This is a genomic window from Sinorhizobium garamanticum, from assembly GCF_029892065.1.
Lineage (GTDB): Bacteria > Pseudomonadota > Alphaproteobacteria > Rhizobiales > Rhizobiaceae > Sinorhizobium > Sinorhizobium garamanticum.
The window spans coordinates 392,392-406,008 of record NZ_CP120374.1 but is presented as its reverse complement, the minus strand read 5'-3'; the positions used below and the strand labels follow the sequence as shown (position 1 = coordinate 406,008).

The window sequence follows — 13,617 nt, the reverse complement described above, 5'->3', positions numbered from 1 at the left end:
GGGGCGCTCAATGAAAACGATCCACGGGATCCAATACCTGCGCGCTGCGGCAGCGCTGGCGGTGGTGATATTCCATGCCGCAGAAAAGACTGGCCATCATTTCGCGATCGGCGCGGCCGGCGTTGACGTCTTCTTCGTCATCAGCGGCTTCATCATGTGGGTGATCAGCGATCGCCGGCACGTCACGCCGGCGCAGTTCATGGTCGACCGCATCCGCCGCATCGTGCCCATCTATTGGCTGGCGACCATGGTCATGGTCGCCGGAGGGATCGCGGGGCTCTTCCCGAACATGGTTCTATCCGTTAGGCATGCGCTCGCTTCGCTGTTCTTCCTGCCAATGCGCTCTCCGAGCAACGGCGAGATATGGCCAGTCCTGGTGCAGGGCTGGACGCTCAATTTCGAGATGCTATTTTACGCTGTGTTCGCGGTCTCGCTGTTGCTGCCGCGAAACTGGCGCCTGCCTTCGATCGCCGGTCTGTTCTCTCTACTGATCGTGGCCGGATTGGTGACCAGCTTCGACCATCCTTTGATGCTGACTTATACACGTCCGGTCATACTTGAATTCGTGGCAGGCATGGTGGTCGGCGAGTTTTGGCTGAAGGGCAGGGTGCCGCCGCTGGCGGTCGGCGTAGCGCTGATCGCTTGCTCGTTCGGCGGTTTCGCATTTGTCGGCCTTCTCCGCCTGCCGTTCGACGAATTCACAATTGGTCCGCTTGCGGTGATGCTCGTCGTCGGCGTCCTCTCGATCGAGGCGCGCGGATATATCCGTTCGCTACCGTTGCCGAACCTTCTCGGCAATGCTTCCTACTCGATCTACATCTGGCACACTTTCGCAATTTCCGTCGTCGCCAAGGCCGCTTCGATGGTCGGGATCGATGCCTGGATAGCGATGGCTATTTCGGTGCTTTCCGGCACGGCGATCGGCGTTGCCGGCTATGCGATGCTGGAGCGTCCGTTGCTTTATCGGAAGCGCATGCACCCGGCGGCCCAAAGCCTGGCTGGCTAGGCCTGCATTGGAGCGCTTGCCTGTGTCGGCGCAGGGGTGCGCTGCCCACCAACTACTATTTAGGCCGAGGCAAGTTTCCTTGGAGGGACACGTCTACAGCGCCGCGCGTCTTTCACACGCACCGCGCTGTAGCGCTTTTGAATTTTCTCGTAGCGGCGCAGAAATCAGGCGCCCTGATTTCTGCGTGAGTGCCAATTCCAGGCGGATTCTGTGATCGCCGCAAGGTCGTATTGCGGCTCCCAGCCGAGCACCGCGCGTGCCTTGTCGTTGTTGGCGACCAGCGTGGTCGAGTCGCCTTCGCGCCGCTCGGTATAGCGGATATTGAACGGCCGCTTCGCAACCTTTGCGATTGCGCTCAGCAGCTCCTTGACCGTCGTGCCGGTGCCGGTACCGAGATTGAGCTCGACGCTGTTGCCACCGTCGAGCAGGTAGTCGACCGCCCGCATATGCGCATCCGCAAGGTCGAGGACGTGGATGTAGTCGCGCACGCAGGTGCCGTCGCGGGTATCGTAGTCGGTGCCGAACACGCTGAAACTTTCCCGCCGGCCAAGGGCCGCGTCGATCGCAAGCGGGATCGCGTGGGTTTCCGGCTCGTGCCACTCGCCGATCCGTCCTTCAAAGTCGGCACCGGCGGCGTTGAAATAACGCAGGATCACGGAGCGCAGGCCCTTGTACAGGTCGTAGTCCTTCAGCGCCTGCTCGCAGACCCATTTCGTGCGGCCATAGGGGTTGATCGGCGCCTGTTTGTGGGTTTCGTCCATCGGCACGCGATCGGGCAGCCCGTAGGTGGCGCAGGTGGACGAGAACACGAAGGCGTCGATCCCGGCCGCCAGCGCCGCCGACAGCAAGGTGAGCGTGCCGATGACATTGTTGTCGTAAAATGCCGCCGGATCCTTCACCGACTCGCCGACCTCGATCATCGCCGCAAAATGCAGGATGGCGCGCGGCCGATACCGGGCGAGAACGTCATCGAGACGCTTGCGGTCGCGGATGTCCCCTTTTTCGAGAACGCCCCATTGGACGAATTCTTCATGGCCGTTCGAGAGGTTGTCGTAGACGATCGGCTGGTAGCCCTTGGCGGCCAGCTGGAGACAGGTATGGGAGCCGATATAACCGGCGCCGCCGACGACAAGAATGTTGTTGTTCTGCACAGGCAACCTCGAGAATCTCATCTAGTTTCAATAGGAACCGTCGTAGCGTTCGCAACGAATAGCGGCGAAATTCCCAGCACTTTGTAAAAGTTCTGCGAAACGGGCGGGATTTTCAGCCAACGCGCTGTTCCGCGCTGGCGGGTGACGGGCGACTGTTGCAAACAGGCTGCACTTTGCTGGTAGCGACGACGAAATACAATATCCGCGCTTGGCGCACAGGCTGAGTTCAACTATAAAGGGTTTTCCGGCAGTCAGAATCAGGGAGGCTAAGATGACCGTTTTTTCCTTCTCCCTATCGGGCGATCCAATATTCTCCGTGTGACATGGGCGGCGCTTGCGCTTCTGATCGCAGCTTAGGGGATTGGCTTCGTCCGGTGCTCTCCGCCTTGGAGCCTGCACCGATTCATTGATGCCGCACGAGTCGCTTTCCTGACGGCATTTCTTTCGTGACCAGATTTTGAGGCCGGTGCACCGTCACCGGGCATTCATATGACATTTACTCGTTTTGTGGCGCGCGACCGCGCGTTCCGTAGTGTCTTCCGCTTTTGTTGGGCTCATTGGAAGAGGCAGCCGGCGCGGCTCTTGGCGATCCTCGGAGCCGTGCTTCTTTCCACGCTTGCCGACGTGTTGACGCCGCTTTATTCCGGCAGGCTCGTAGACGCCGTCGTCTCCGGCGCGCCGACCGATGAGATTGCCTGGAACGCGGCAGTCGCGGCCTTCCTGATGCTGATGGCGCTGTCGCTCGGCGCGATCGTGCTTAGGCACGTGACATTCATGGTCATCGTCAGCCTGACGCTGAAGATGATGTCCGATATCGCCTCGGCCGCCTTCCATCACATCCAACGGTTTTCCAGTGACTGGCACGCCAACAGCTTCGCCGGCTCGACCGTGCGCAAGGTGACGCGCGGAATGTGGGCGCTGGATCTCTTGAACGACACGGTGCTGGTGGCGTTGTTCCCGTCGGTGATCATGCTGGTGGGCTCGACGGCGCTGATGGCCTGGTACTGGCCGATGATGGGCGTGATCATCGGGGTCGGGTCGATCGCCTTCATTGCAATAACAGTCGCCCTGTCGCTCGGCTATGTGGCGCCGATGGCAAGCCTAGCCAACCGCTGGGATACAAGGCTCGGCGGCGCACTGGCCGACGCCATCAGCTGCAATATCGTCGTCAAGGGTTTCGGCGCCGAAAATCGCGAAGATCAACGCCTCGCCAAGGTTCTCGGCAAGTGGCAGAACCGGACCCGCCGCACCTGGACCCGCGGAACAGTCAACGGCACGGCCCAAGGCGCAATGCTGCTCATGCTGCGCGCCGCGGTGATCGGTTTTGCTTTGGTGCTATGGGCGAGGGGGCAGGCGAGCGCCGGCGATATTACCTTCGTGCTGACATCCTTCTTCATCCTGCAAGGATATCTGCGCGAAGTGGGTATGCACATCCGCAACCTGCAGCGGTCGGTCAACGACATGGAAGAGCTTGTCGACATCCATGCCCAGCCGCTCGGTATCGAAGACCGGGCCGGTGCCAAGCCGATACGCATCACCGACGGCAAGATCGAGTTCAAGGACGTGACCTTCCACTACGGCGCGCACCGGGCACCGCTCTATGACCGCTTCTCGGTGTCCATCCGTGCTGGCGAACGGGTCGGCCTCGTCGGGCATTCCGGTTCGGGCAAGACGACCTTCGTCAAGCTGGTCCAGCGCCTCCACGACCTGAAGGCGGGCGAGATCAGGATCGATGGGCAGGACATCGCCGACGTGACGCAGGCGTCGCTCCGTCAGCAGATTGCCATCGTGCAGCAAGAGCCGATCCTGTTCCATCGTTCGCTTGCGGAGAACATCGCCTATGGGCGCCCCGGAGCGACCCAGCGCGAGGTCGAGGAGGCGGCAAGGCTTGCGAGCGCACATGATTTCATTGCGGCTCTCCCGAAAGGCTACGGCACGCTGGTCGGCGAGCGCGGCGTCAAGCTTTCGGGTGGCGAGCGTCAGCGCGTCGCCATCGCTCGGGCATTCCTTGCGGACGCGCCGATCCTGATCCTCGACGAAGCGACATCGAGCCTCGACTCCGAATCCGAGGTGCTGATCCAGCAGGCGATGGAGCGGCTGATGATGGGGCGCACGACGCTGGTAATCGCGCATCGGCTGTCAACGGTACGTGCGCTCGACCGGTTGCTGGTCTTCAACCGCGGTCGTATCGCCGAAGAGGGCGATCATGGCACGCTCATTCGTCTGAAGGGCGGCATTTACCGTGGCCTCTTCGAGCGGCAGGCGTTGGAGCTCACCAAGGGCCTTGTCCTCAACGACGGCTGAGACGACCCGCATTCACCCAGCCGTCAAAAATGCACAGGCCGCGTCTGGTGAGGGGCGCGGCCTGTGGCGTCGGTTTGAACGGTATTCGGTCTTTGGGGCTGGCGCGAACTTAACGGAAGCGAATTGTGTGTTAGTTTCCGTACAACAATGCATTAGGTGTTAGCCCCTGGTCGCGGCCTTCGTGGGCGCCGAAACGATGGCCGGGCTAGCCAGAGCGCTCGCGACACATGCGGACAAGCCGACCGTTCTGCACAAGGATGCGGTGCGACGATTGAGATCGGCGAAGGAGTTTAGCGATGCCCAAAGCCGTGATTGTTGGAGGGACCGGACAGATCGGCCTCGCAACGGCCCGTCGCCTGGTTGGTGAAGCGTGGGAGGTGACGGTCGTAAGCCGCCACCCCACAGCTCTGCCGGATAACTGTCACCACATTGAAGCCGATGCACGCGACGCTGAGAAATTGTGCACCGTGGTGGGCTCGGATACCGATCTGCTGATGTCCTGCGTGGCCTTCGATGCGGCCGATGCAGAATGTCTTGCTCAGGCGGGACGCGCGGCGGGACGCATTTTGGCGATCTCAAGCGCGAGCGTTTATCGCGATGATGAAGGGCGAACGCTGGATGAGGCGTCCGGCCTCGGATTTCCTGCTTTCTCCGTGCCGTTGACCGAGAAGAGTCCGACGGTCGCACCCGGGCCTGAGACCTACTCGACGCGAAAGGTCGCGATGGAAAGCGCGCTTCTGAGCCGCGCGGCGTGCCCGGTGACGATTCTGCGTCCCTGCGCCATCCACGGACCCGAAAGCAAACATGCCCGGGAGTGGTGGTTGGTGAAAAGGCTGCTCGACGGGAGGGCTGCGATCCCCTTGGCCTATAGGGGACGAAGCCAATTCCAGACCACATCCGTCGCGGCGATCGCCGACGCGGTAGGTCGAGCGGCGGCGGGAAACTTGCCGGCGATTGCTAACGTCTCTGACGCGGATAGCCCTACTGTCGCTGAGATCGGCCGCGCGATCATGGACGTCATGGATGTGCGGGCGGAGCTCGTCGGCTTGCCTGATGCGCCCGCTTATCCGCCGAAGCTTGGTGCAACCCCATGGTCGATCCCTCAGCCCATGATAGTCACGGGTGCGGCGAGCGCCGAAGCCACCTATGCACAATCGGTCGAACCTGCCGTCAGATGGCTCGTCCAGCATGTTGGAAACGACAATTGGCGAGAGCGCTTGCCGCAGCTTGCAGGATACCCCGTCGATCATTTCGACTACCAAGCCGACGAGCGCGCGTTGCGGTTGCCGGGGGCCGCATCGCTGGCTGCCTGATCGATGAACACATGCCCGAGGACGGGCTGAATCGTTGCGGCATAGGTTGGACGTCCATTCTCCCTACAGCGCCGCGCGTCTTATAGGACGCGCAAAGGCCGCTGTAGCACTTTGAATTGCTGCATGTTTCCTTAAATCGGCTGCGATTTAAGGAAAACATGCAGCAGGCGCGATAGCAGCCGTAAAAGGGGCATCTGATGGGACAGTCGCTCCAGAACGATCTGCATATGCAACTCTTCCTTTGCGGTGACGTCATGACCGGACGGGGCATCGATCAGGTGCTGCCCGTTCCGTGCGATCCGATTCTGCATGAGCGCTATTGTCAATCAGCCCGTGACTACGTTCGTCTGGCGGAGCGAGCGCACGGGCCGATTCCGCGGACGGCGGCTCCAACCTATATCTGGGGGGTGGCGTTGGACGAACTCGAGCGCGCGAGTCCGGATGTTCGCATCGTCAATCTCGAAACGGCCATAACCCGCAGCAACGATTACGTCCCGAAGGGCATCAACTATCGAATGAGCCCCGAAAACGCCTCCTGCCTTGTCGCTGCCGGCGTGGACTGCTGTGTCCTTGCCAACAACCACGTCCTTGATTGGGGACCTGCCGGCCTGCTCGATACTTTGGCAGTATTGGGCCGGTTGAAAATCAAGACGGCCGGCGCCGGACACGACTTGGCCGAAGCCAGCGCGCCGGCCGTCCTGGCGATGGGTAAAAAAGGCCGCGTGCTCGTGTTTGCGCTTGCGGCGCCGACGGCCGGGATACCACGAGGCTGGGCCGCGGCAAGGACCAGAGCAGGCGTGAATTTTCTGCCGGATCTTACTCCGCCCAGTGCCAGTCGCGTTGCCGATCATATCGTGAAGATGAAGCGGCCAGGGGATGTGGTGGTCGCATCGATTCATTGGGGCCCCAACTGGGGGCATGACATACCCGTCGCTCAGCAGCAATTTGCGCATGCGCTTATTGACGATGCCGACGTGTCGATCGTGTACGGACACTCATCGCACCACGCCAAAGCGGTCGAAGTCTATCGCAACCGCCTGATCCTGTATGGCTGCGGTGATTTCCTCAATGACTATGAAGGCATTGCGGGGTACGAAGAATTTCGGAGCGACCTGCGTCTGATGTATTTTGCCGACATTAACCCGGCGAATGGCGACCTAACGGCGCTTGAAATCACCCCCCTCCAGGCTCATCGCTTCAGTCTCGCTTATCCAGCCACAGAGGACGTTGAGTGGCTCGCAGCAGCGCTCGACCGGAACAGCCGGCGGTTTGGGACTGGCGTGCAACAGGAGCCGGGCGGACGGCTCTCCTTGTCGTGGTCGAGCGCAAACAAGCGGGGGCAATGAAGATCTATCTCTGACGCGAGCAGAAAGTCTGCGCTTGCTCTGAATGGACGTCCACAGCGGGGCAATCGAGGAGCAGAGGAGCCTGTCCGGACGCTCGGCAGGGCGGGCACCGCCTCCCGACAAGGATATCGGGATCCCGGAAGGCGTGGTGCAGGACGATCCGCGCGTTAGCACCACGCACCGGCGCTTGTCACGGCAGGCTCATCGACAATCGTTGCAATCGGTGTTTGACGCCGACGCGGCGACACGCTGGTCTGCCGTCAGACCAAGCCAGGCACGACGAAGACCAACCAGGCAACGACGGGCCCGATGATGGCGATGAGCATGCTGTAGACCAGCAGTTGGCGCAGCACGTGTTCGCGCTTGTCATCCGGAGCATTGGCAACGACGAGCGCGCCGTTGGTTGAAAACGGGCTGGTATCGACGATCGTCGTCGATATGGCGATCGCCGCCACGACGCCAATGGCGCTGATGTGGCCTTGCAGGAGGAACGGCACTGCCAAGGGGATGATGGCGCCGAGCAGCGCCGTCGAGGAGGCGAAGGCTGAAACGATGGCGCCCGTGAAGCAGAGCAACAGCGCCACCAGGAGCGGCATACCGAGACTGGAGATGCCGTTGGCGACATAGTCGACCGTGCCGGCCTTCTCCATGACGCCGACATAGGTGATGATCCCGGCAATCAAAAGCACGGTCGACCAGCTTACCTTGTCGATCGCCGCCTTCTGGGTTTTCGGCGAGAGTAGTGCGAGCGCGACGGCAACGGTGATCGCGACCAGGCCGACATTGAACTTGAAGACCAGTGCGCCGATGCCGAGCGCCGTGAGGCCGAGCAAGGTTGTCATCTGCTCCGTTGTCAGCCGCAGGGTCGCTGCAGTGTCGGCTGCCGTACCGTAAGTATGTTCTCTGATCGGCCTAGCGGGCGTGCCGCCATGGCCTCTGATCGACGCCGACACGCCTTCGGGGTGGAGTTCGGGCAAGGGGCCGGAGGCGGCCGACTTCTGCTTCATGACCCGCGCCCCGCCGAAGACGAAGAAGACCAGCGCGGCAATCGCCAGGTTGAAGAAGAAACTGGAGAGGAAAAGCGACGTCGGCGCAAAGGGCAGTCCGGCCTTGGCGACGATCTGGTTGGTGATGCCGCCATAGACGCTGATTGGCGAAAAGCCGCCGGCCTGTGCGCCATGAATGACCATCAGCCCCATCATCACCGGGTGGATGCGGTACTGCACGGCAAAGCTCAGGGCGACCGGGGCGAGGATCGCCACCGCGGCCGGGCCGAGCGCGCCGAAACCGGTGATGACGGCGGCAACGACGAACATGACCCAGGGAATCCAGGCGACGTGCCCGCGTACCAGCCGCACGGCGCATTCGACGAGCCAGTCGATGGTGCCGTTGATCTGTGCGATGGCAAAGAGATAGGTAACTGCGACCAGCGTCAGGAACAGGTCGCTCGGGAAGCCCGCGAAAATGTCGTTGGCCTTCATGCCTATGATCAGCGATCCAAGTAGGAACGTGCAACCGAACGCCAGCGCACCCATGTTGATCGGCTGGATCGTCGCGATGACGAACATGGCGATCAGCAGCAATATCGATAGGATTTCGATGCTCATGATTCCCCTCCCTCCGACGCCTCCAGCGCCGGTAGCTCAAGTTTTCAAGAATTGAAGATATCCGCGCGCCGTCCTCCCAGAGGGCGCGCGGACGGGTTACGTCTCAGCGTAGAGGTCGGCGTATTTTTGCCGCAGAACGTTCTTCTGGACCTTGCCCATCGTGTTGCGCGGCAGGTTCTCGGTGAAGATGATGCGCTTTGGCTGCTTGTAGCGTGCGAGCCGGTCCTGGAGAGCGCCAAGGATGGCCATTTCGTCCAACATAGCATCGGGCTTGCGTACGACGATGGCGGTGACGCCCTCGCCGAAATCGGGATGCGGCACGCCGATCACGGCGCTTTCGGCGACACCTTCGAGCTGGTCGATCTCGCCCTCGACCTCCTTGGGATAGATGTTGTATCCGCCCGAAATCACCAGGTCCTTGCTGCGGCCGACGATGCGGACATAGCCTTGCCTGTCGATCTTGCCGAGATCACCGCTGATGAAAAATCCGTCGGCGGTGAATTCCGCGGCGGTCTTTTCCGGCATGCGCCAGTAGCCCTTGAAGACGTTCGGTCCCTTGATTTCGATCATGCCGGTTTCATCAGGCGGCAGCACTGCGCCCGTGGCGGGATCGGTCACGCGCACCGTGACACCGGGAAGGGGAAAGCCGACCGTTCCTGCGATCCGTTCTCCATCATAGGGATTGGACGTGTTCATGTTCGTTTCGGTCATGCCGTAGCGCTCGAGGATGGCGTGGCCGGTGCGCTTCCGGAACTCGATATGCGTTTCGGCAAGCAGCGGCGCCGAACCGGAAATGAAGAGACGCATATTCGCGACGGCTTGCCGACCGAGGCGTGGGCTCTGCAGCAGGCGCACGTAAAAGGTCGGAACCCCCATCAGGAGCGTCGCCTGCGGCATCAGCGACAGGACCTCGTCCGGATCGAACTTCGGCAGCAGGAACATCGAGGCGCCAGCGATGAGCGTGACATTGGTGGCGACGAACAGCCCGTGGGTGTGGAAGAGTGGCAAGGCATGGATCAGCCGATCCCCGGCGGTCACGCGCCAGCAGCCGCGCAAGGTCACGGCATTCGATAGCAGGTTGCCGTGGGTCAGCATCGCCCCCTTGGAGCGCCCCGTCGTTCCTGAGGTATAGAGGATTGCCGCCAGATCCTCGGCCGAACGGGAGGCATCGACGAAGTCGGCTGGCTCGTCACGGGCAAGATCGAGCAGTGAGCCCGTGCCGTCGGCATCGAGCGTTTCCACGATCGCACCGTGAGACCCGGCGATTCTCTCGACGCTCTCGCGAGCGGCCGAGGAAACGACGACGAGCCGCGGTTCGGCGTCGCCGATGAAATAGTCGAGTTCGGCGAGCGTGTAGGCGGTGTTCAGCGGCAGGTAGACCGCACCGCAGCGAAGGCAGGCGAGATAGAGGATCAGGGCCTCGGCGCTCTTTTCGACCTGCACGGCGACCCGGTCGCCCGGGCGGATGCCGAGCGTATCGATCGCGCCGGCGATGCGGCCCGAAAGGTCGAGCGCGTCACCATATGTCCAAATCCGACCGCCATTGATCCGGATGAATGGTGTATCGCCGGAAGCTGCGGACCGAATGGCATCAAACAGATGGTTGCTCACTTGCGCCCTCCTCCAATCTTTGCGTTCATGACCTGCACCAATCGACGCGGAACCTGCTCGTGCTTGCCGGCGCGACGATTTTCTCCATTCCGGGCAAGCATGTTCTTGACGGCCGGCGATGCGGTCACTTCGCCGCGTTGCGCCAAGGCCTCGTGGTTCGCCTCGATGTCCTCGAGCTTGTAGAGATAGTTGACCATCAGGCCGTGCGCCTGCTGCATGGCCTTGGGCGAGCGATCGCCGAGGAAATTCAGCTTATCGAGCCGCGCGCCATTGCCGAGATGGAATCGAGCGACCGGGTCGACAGGGCGCCCCTCCGGCGTGCGTTCGATCAGGAAATAATGCGCTGCGAGCGGCAGCAGCACGCGCTCGACCTGGTTTGCCCTACTATCGTCATCAGCCCATCCCGGTTCATTAAGCAGCGCCAGCACCTTATGGTCCTCGGCCGTCAGCATGAGGTCGGCTTCCGAGCTAAGCGCCTTGGCGAGCCAACGGGCAAAGCCCGGGACGGGCGATAGCGTGACGAAATTCTTGAGACCGGGAAGATCCCGGCGCAGGTCTTCGACGACCTGCTTGATCAGGAAGTTGCCGAAGGAGATCCCGCGCAGGCCGTCCTGGCAGTTGGAGATCGAATAGAAGACGGCGGTTGTCGCCTGATCGGCACTGATCTGCTCTCGGCCCTCGTCAAGCACGTCCTTGATGGCGCCTGGCACGCTTCGGGTGAGCGCTACCTCGACGAAGACGAGCGGTTCGTCCACAAGCCGCGGATGGAAGAAGGCAAAGCAGCGCCGGTCTGCCGGCGCCAGGCGGCGGCGCAATTCCTCCCAGCCGGCGATCTCATGCACGGCCTCGTATTTGATGATTTTTTCCAGGATGTGCGCCGGCGTCGACCAGTCGATGGGCCGGAGTGTAAGGAATCCGCGATTGAACCAGGAGCCGAACAGGTGGGCGAAGTCGGCGTCGACGGCGCGGAATTCCTCCGACCGTTCCCGGAGACTGAGAAGCTGTTGACGCATCTGGACGAGCTTGGCCGTGCCGTTTGGTGCCAAATTCAACCGTCGCAGCAGTTCCTGGCGCCGCGGTTCCGCTGCATTGTGGAGAGCAATGATTGTCGCAGCGCTTCTTTCCGCGCGGTATCTGTCGACGGCCTTGTCGAGCTTTGCCGTTTCTGCACCGAATTTTTCTGAAAGCATCTGCAGGAACTGCTGCACGCCGGCACCTTCGAGTTTGCTCCAGCGTTCCAGGATTTCGGCCGCAATGGCCATGCCAGATGCTTCACCGCGGCTCGACAGCAGCATTTCGCAGAGCGTCTCGAGATCGACTTCGGCGGCTCCCTCCGCGGTGCGCGAGCCGGCAAACAGCAGCTTGCGCCCGCGCTCGGTGATGCCCTGCAGCATGTCGCTGAAAAAAGAGGTTCCAGGCATGCCACTCTCCTCCCTTTGCTTTTGGACGAGTCCGCAGGCCGTCCATTCGCCAGCGTTCTCAATTCTGGGACTTGGCAGTATAGTATATAAGGTGGCACATTACGTGCACGACGTCAATGATCGTGTATACAAGAATGGCATGTTTGTATTATGAGGACCGAACGAATGTCCGAAAATGTTGGCCGCTGGCTTCGGGACGAGATCGAAAACGCAATCCTTTCCAACGAGTTTGCCCCTGGCGAGCGGCTGGACGAAATGGTGCTGGCCAGCCGTTTCGGTGTATCGAGAACGCCGGTTCGCGAGGCGCTGATGCAACTCAATGCGATCGGCCTCATCGAAATTCGGCCGCGCCGAGGCGCCGTGGTCATCGATCCGGAACCGCACCGCATCTACGAAATGTTCGAGGTCATGGCCGAGCTCGAGGGCCTAGCCGGATCGCTCGCCGCCCGCCGCCTCGACGAGGACTCCCGTCAGGCGATCACGGCGGCCCACAAGCGCTGCGAGCACTCGGCGAAGGTCGGCGACAGCGACGCCTATTATTACGACAACGAGGAGTTCCATAAGGCCATCTACGCGGCAAGTCGAAGCGAATTCCTCGAGGAGCAATGCACGCAACTGCATCGCCGACTGCGCCCGTATCGAAGACTGCAGCTGCGCGTGCGCAATCGTCTCTCAACGTCCTACTCGGAGCATTGCGGCATCGTCGACGCGATTTTTGCCGGGGACGGGGAGGGGGCCCGCCGGCTGTTGCGCAGCCATGTCGGCATCCAGGGCGAAAGGTTCAGCGATCTGGTCGCCAGTATGGCCACCAGATGAATTCAAATTTGGGCGATCTCTAGAGCGTTTCATGTTTTGACGGAAGCGTAGCCTGCGTTGGCCAGATAGTTTGAGCATTCGTCTGGGTGGATTGTTTGGACGAGCGCTCCGATGTGTCGCCAGGTATCTTCAACGGTTCGCTTCTGGGCTTGCCGCATCCAGTGCTTGATCTTGGAGAAAGCCTGCTCGATCGGATTGAGATCCGGCGAATAGGGCGGCAGGAACCAGAGCCGTGCACCGGCCGCCTTTATGATCTGCCGGATAGCTGCCGATTTGTGGCTGCCGAGATTGTCCATGATGACGATATCGCCGGGTTTGAGCGCGGGCACGAGCTGTTGCTCGACATAGGCGCGGAAGCACTGGCCGTTGATCGGTCCGTCGAAGACACAGGGAGCAGTCAGCCGATCGCTGCGCAAGGCACCGAGGAAGGTCAGCGTCCGCCAGTGGCCGTGCGGAGCAAAGGCACGCAGGCGCTTGCCCTTTGGTCCCCAGCCTCGAAGCGGCGTCATGTTGGTCTTGATCCAGGTCTCGTCGATAAACACCAGCCGCTCAGGATCGAGATTGCGCTGAAAGGCCTTCCATCGCTCCCGCCTGCGAGCGATGTCGGAGCGGGCTTGCTCAAGGGCGAACAGCGTTTTTTTTGAAGCGCAGTCCCTCGCGCCGGATGAATTCCCAGATCGTATTGTGGGAGACCGTGACGTCGCGTCTTGCCAGTTCATCCTTCAAGCCATGCAGCGTCAGATGCGGGTTCTGATTGAGCCGCTCGGCAATGAAGGCGCGATGCGGTTCCAGAACACGCTTGCGATGGCCGCCCATCTTGCCCGGTGCGCCAGAACCGGTCGCACGATAGCGCTGCGACCATTTCACCACGGAAGAGACGGCAACTCCGAAGCGCGCCGCCACCACACGGCTGGTCTCGCCGCTCAAAACCGCTGCCAAAACGCGGTCGCGAAGGTCATTCGATAAGGGTCGCGTCATCCGATGCTGGCCTCCTTCCAGCCAGCATCTTGAATCACAGGAACGACGATTCGGGAATCGGCAA

The 13,617-nt window shown here is 61.4% G+C and carries 10 protein-coding genes; 5 read left to right on the top strand and 5 right to left on the bottom strand.

Annotated features, from left to right (window positions below; translation table 11 throughout):
* Nucleotides 1-10: 10 nt before the first annotated feature.
* Nucleotides 11-1,006, top strand: a complete 996-nt coding sequence (locus PZN02_RS21805; RefSeq protein WP_280662760.1) for an acyltransferase family protein — start codon at nt 11-13, stop codon at nt 1,004-1,006.
* 164 nt (nt 1,007-1,170) lie between these two features.
* Here PZN02_RS21805 and galE read toward each other — a convergent pair whose 3' ends face one another.
* Nucleotides 1,171-2,178, bottom strand: a complete 1,008-nt coding sequence (galE, locus tag PZN02_RS21800) for a UDP-glucose 4-epimerase GalE (protein WP_280662759.1) — start codon at nt 2,176-2,178, stop codon at nt 1,171-1,173.
* Nucleotides 2,179-2,646: 468 nt separating this feature from the next.
* Between galE and PZN02_RS21795 the strand changes: the two genes are divergently transcribed.
* The 3 genes from PZN02_RS21795 to PZN02_RS21785 all read left to right on the top strand — a co-directional run bounded on the left by PZN02_RS21795 (nt 2,647) and on the right by PZN02_RS21785 (nt 7,120).
* Nucleotides 2,647-4,461 carry an ABC transporter ATP-binding protein gene (locus tag PZN02_RS21795; protein WP_280662758.1) on the top strand — a complete coding sequence of 605 codons (1,815 nt, stop codon included), beginning with the start codon at nt 2,647-2,649 and terminating at the stop codon, nt 4,459-4,461.
* A gap of 296 nt (nt 4,462-4,757) precedes the next feature.
* Nucleotides 4,758-5,774 carry an NAD-dependent epimerase/dehydratase family protein gene (locus tag PZN02_RS21790; protein WP_280662757.1) on the top strand — a complete coding sequence of 339 codons (1,017 nt, stop codon included), beginning with the start codon at nt 4,758-4,760 and terminating at the stop codon, nt 5,772-5,774.
* A gap of 197 nt (nt 5,775-5,971) precedes the next feature.
* Nucleotides 5,972-7,120, top strand: a complete 1,149-nt coding sequence (locus tag PZN02_RS21785; RefSeq protein ID WP_280662756.1) for a CapA family protein — start codon at nt 5,972-5,974, stop codon at nt 7,118-7,120.
* A gap of 260 nt (nt 7,121-7,380) precedes the next feature.
* On the opposite strand, the gene PZN02_RS21780 is transcribed toward PZN02_RS21785, so the two are convergent.
* The 3 genes from PZN02_RS21780 to PZN02_RS21770 form a co-directional block, all read right to left on the bottom strand.
* Nucleotides 7,381-8,727 (bottom strand): SLC13 family permease, encoded by a 1,347-nt coding sequence (locus tag PZN02_RS21780; RefSeq protein ID WP_280662755.1) that lies wholly within the window; start codon nt 8,725-8,727, stop codon nt 7,381-7,383.
* A gap of 96 nt (nt 8,728-8,823) precedes the next feature.
* A complete protein-coding gene (locus PZN02_RS21775; RefSeq protein WP_280662754.1) occupies nt 8,824-10,338 on the bottom strand; it encodes a malonate--CoA ligase in 1,515 nt (504 codons plus the stop codon).
* A complete protein-coding gene (locus PZN02_RS21770) occupies nt 10,335-11,759 on the bottom strand; it encodes a malonyl-CoA decarboxylase (RefSeq protein WP_280662753.1) in 1,425 nt (474 codons plus the stop codon). Before PZN02_RS21770 ends, PZN02_RS21775 begins: the two co-directional genes overlap by 4 nt.
* 165 nt (nt 11,760-11,924) lie before the next feature.
* Between PZN02_RS21770 and PZN02_RS21765 the strand changes: the two genes are divergently transcribed.
* On the top strand, nt 11,925-12,575 hold the full coding sequence (locus tag PZN02_RS21765; protein WP_280662752.1) for a GntR family transcriptional regulator: 651 nt from the start codon (nt 11,925-11,927) through the stop codon (nt 12,573-12,575).
* Between the two features lie 29 nt (nt 12,576-12,604).
* Here PZN02_RS21765 and PZN02_RS21760 read toward each other — a convergent pair.
* A protein-coding gene (locus tag PZN02_RS21760) for an IS630 family transposase (protein ID WP_280662751.1) occupies nt 12,605-13,553 on the bottom strand; the annotation gives its coding sequence in 2 pieces (ribosomal slippage) (nt 12,605-13,216 and nt 13,218-13,553; 948 coding nt in all).
* Between the last annotated feature and the right edge of the window lie 64 nt (nt 13,554-13,617).

What these genes read in the sequence shown, in the direction of transcription:
- PZN02_RS21805 (WP_280662760.1), top strand. Translation starts at nt 11, where the DNA reads ATGAAAACGATCCACGGGATCCAATACCTGCGCGCTGCGGCAGCGCTG.
- galE (WP_280662759.1), bottom strand. Translation starts at nt 2,178, where the DNA reads ATGAGATTCTCGAGGTTGCCTGTGCAGAACAACAACATTCTTGTCGTC.
- PZN02_RS21795 (WP_280662758.1), top strand. Translation starts at nt 2,647, where the DNA reads ATGACATTTACTCGTTTTGTGGCGCGCGACCGCGCGTTCCGTAGTGTC.
- PZN02_RS21790 (WP_280662757.1), top strand. Translation starts at nt 4,758, where the DNA reads ATGCCCAAAGCCGTGATTGTTGGAGGGACCGGACAGATCGGCCTCGCA.
- PZN02_RS21785 (WP_280662756.1), top strand. Translation starts at nt 5,972, where the DNA reads ATGGGACAGTCGCTCCAGAACGATCTGCATATGCAACTCTTCCTTTGC.
- PZN02_RS21780 (WP_280662755.1), bottom strand. Translation starts at nt 8,727, where the DNA reads ATGAGCATCGAAATCCTATCGATATTGCTGCTGATCGCCATGTTCGTC.
- PZN02_RS21770 (WP_280662753.1), bottom strand. Translation starts at nt 11,759, where the DNA reads ATGCCTGGAACCTCTTTTTTCAGCGACATGCTGCAGGGCATCACCGAG.
- PZN02_RS21765 (WP_280662752.1), top strand. Translation starts at nt 11,925, where the DNA reads ATGTCCGAAAATGTTGGCCGCTGGCTTCGGGACGAGATCGAAAACGCA.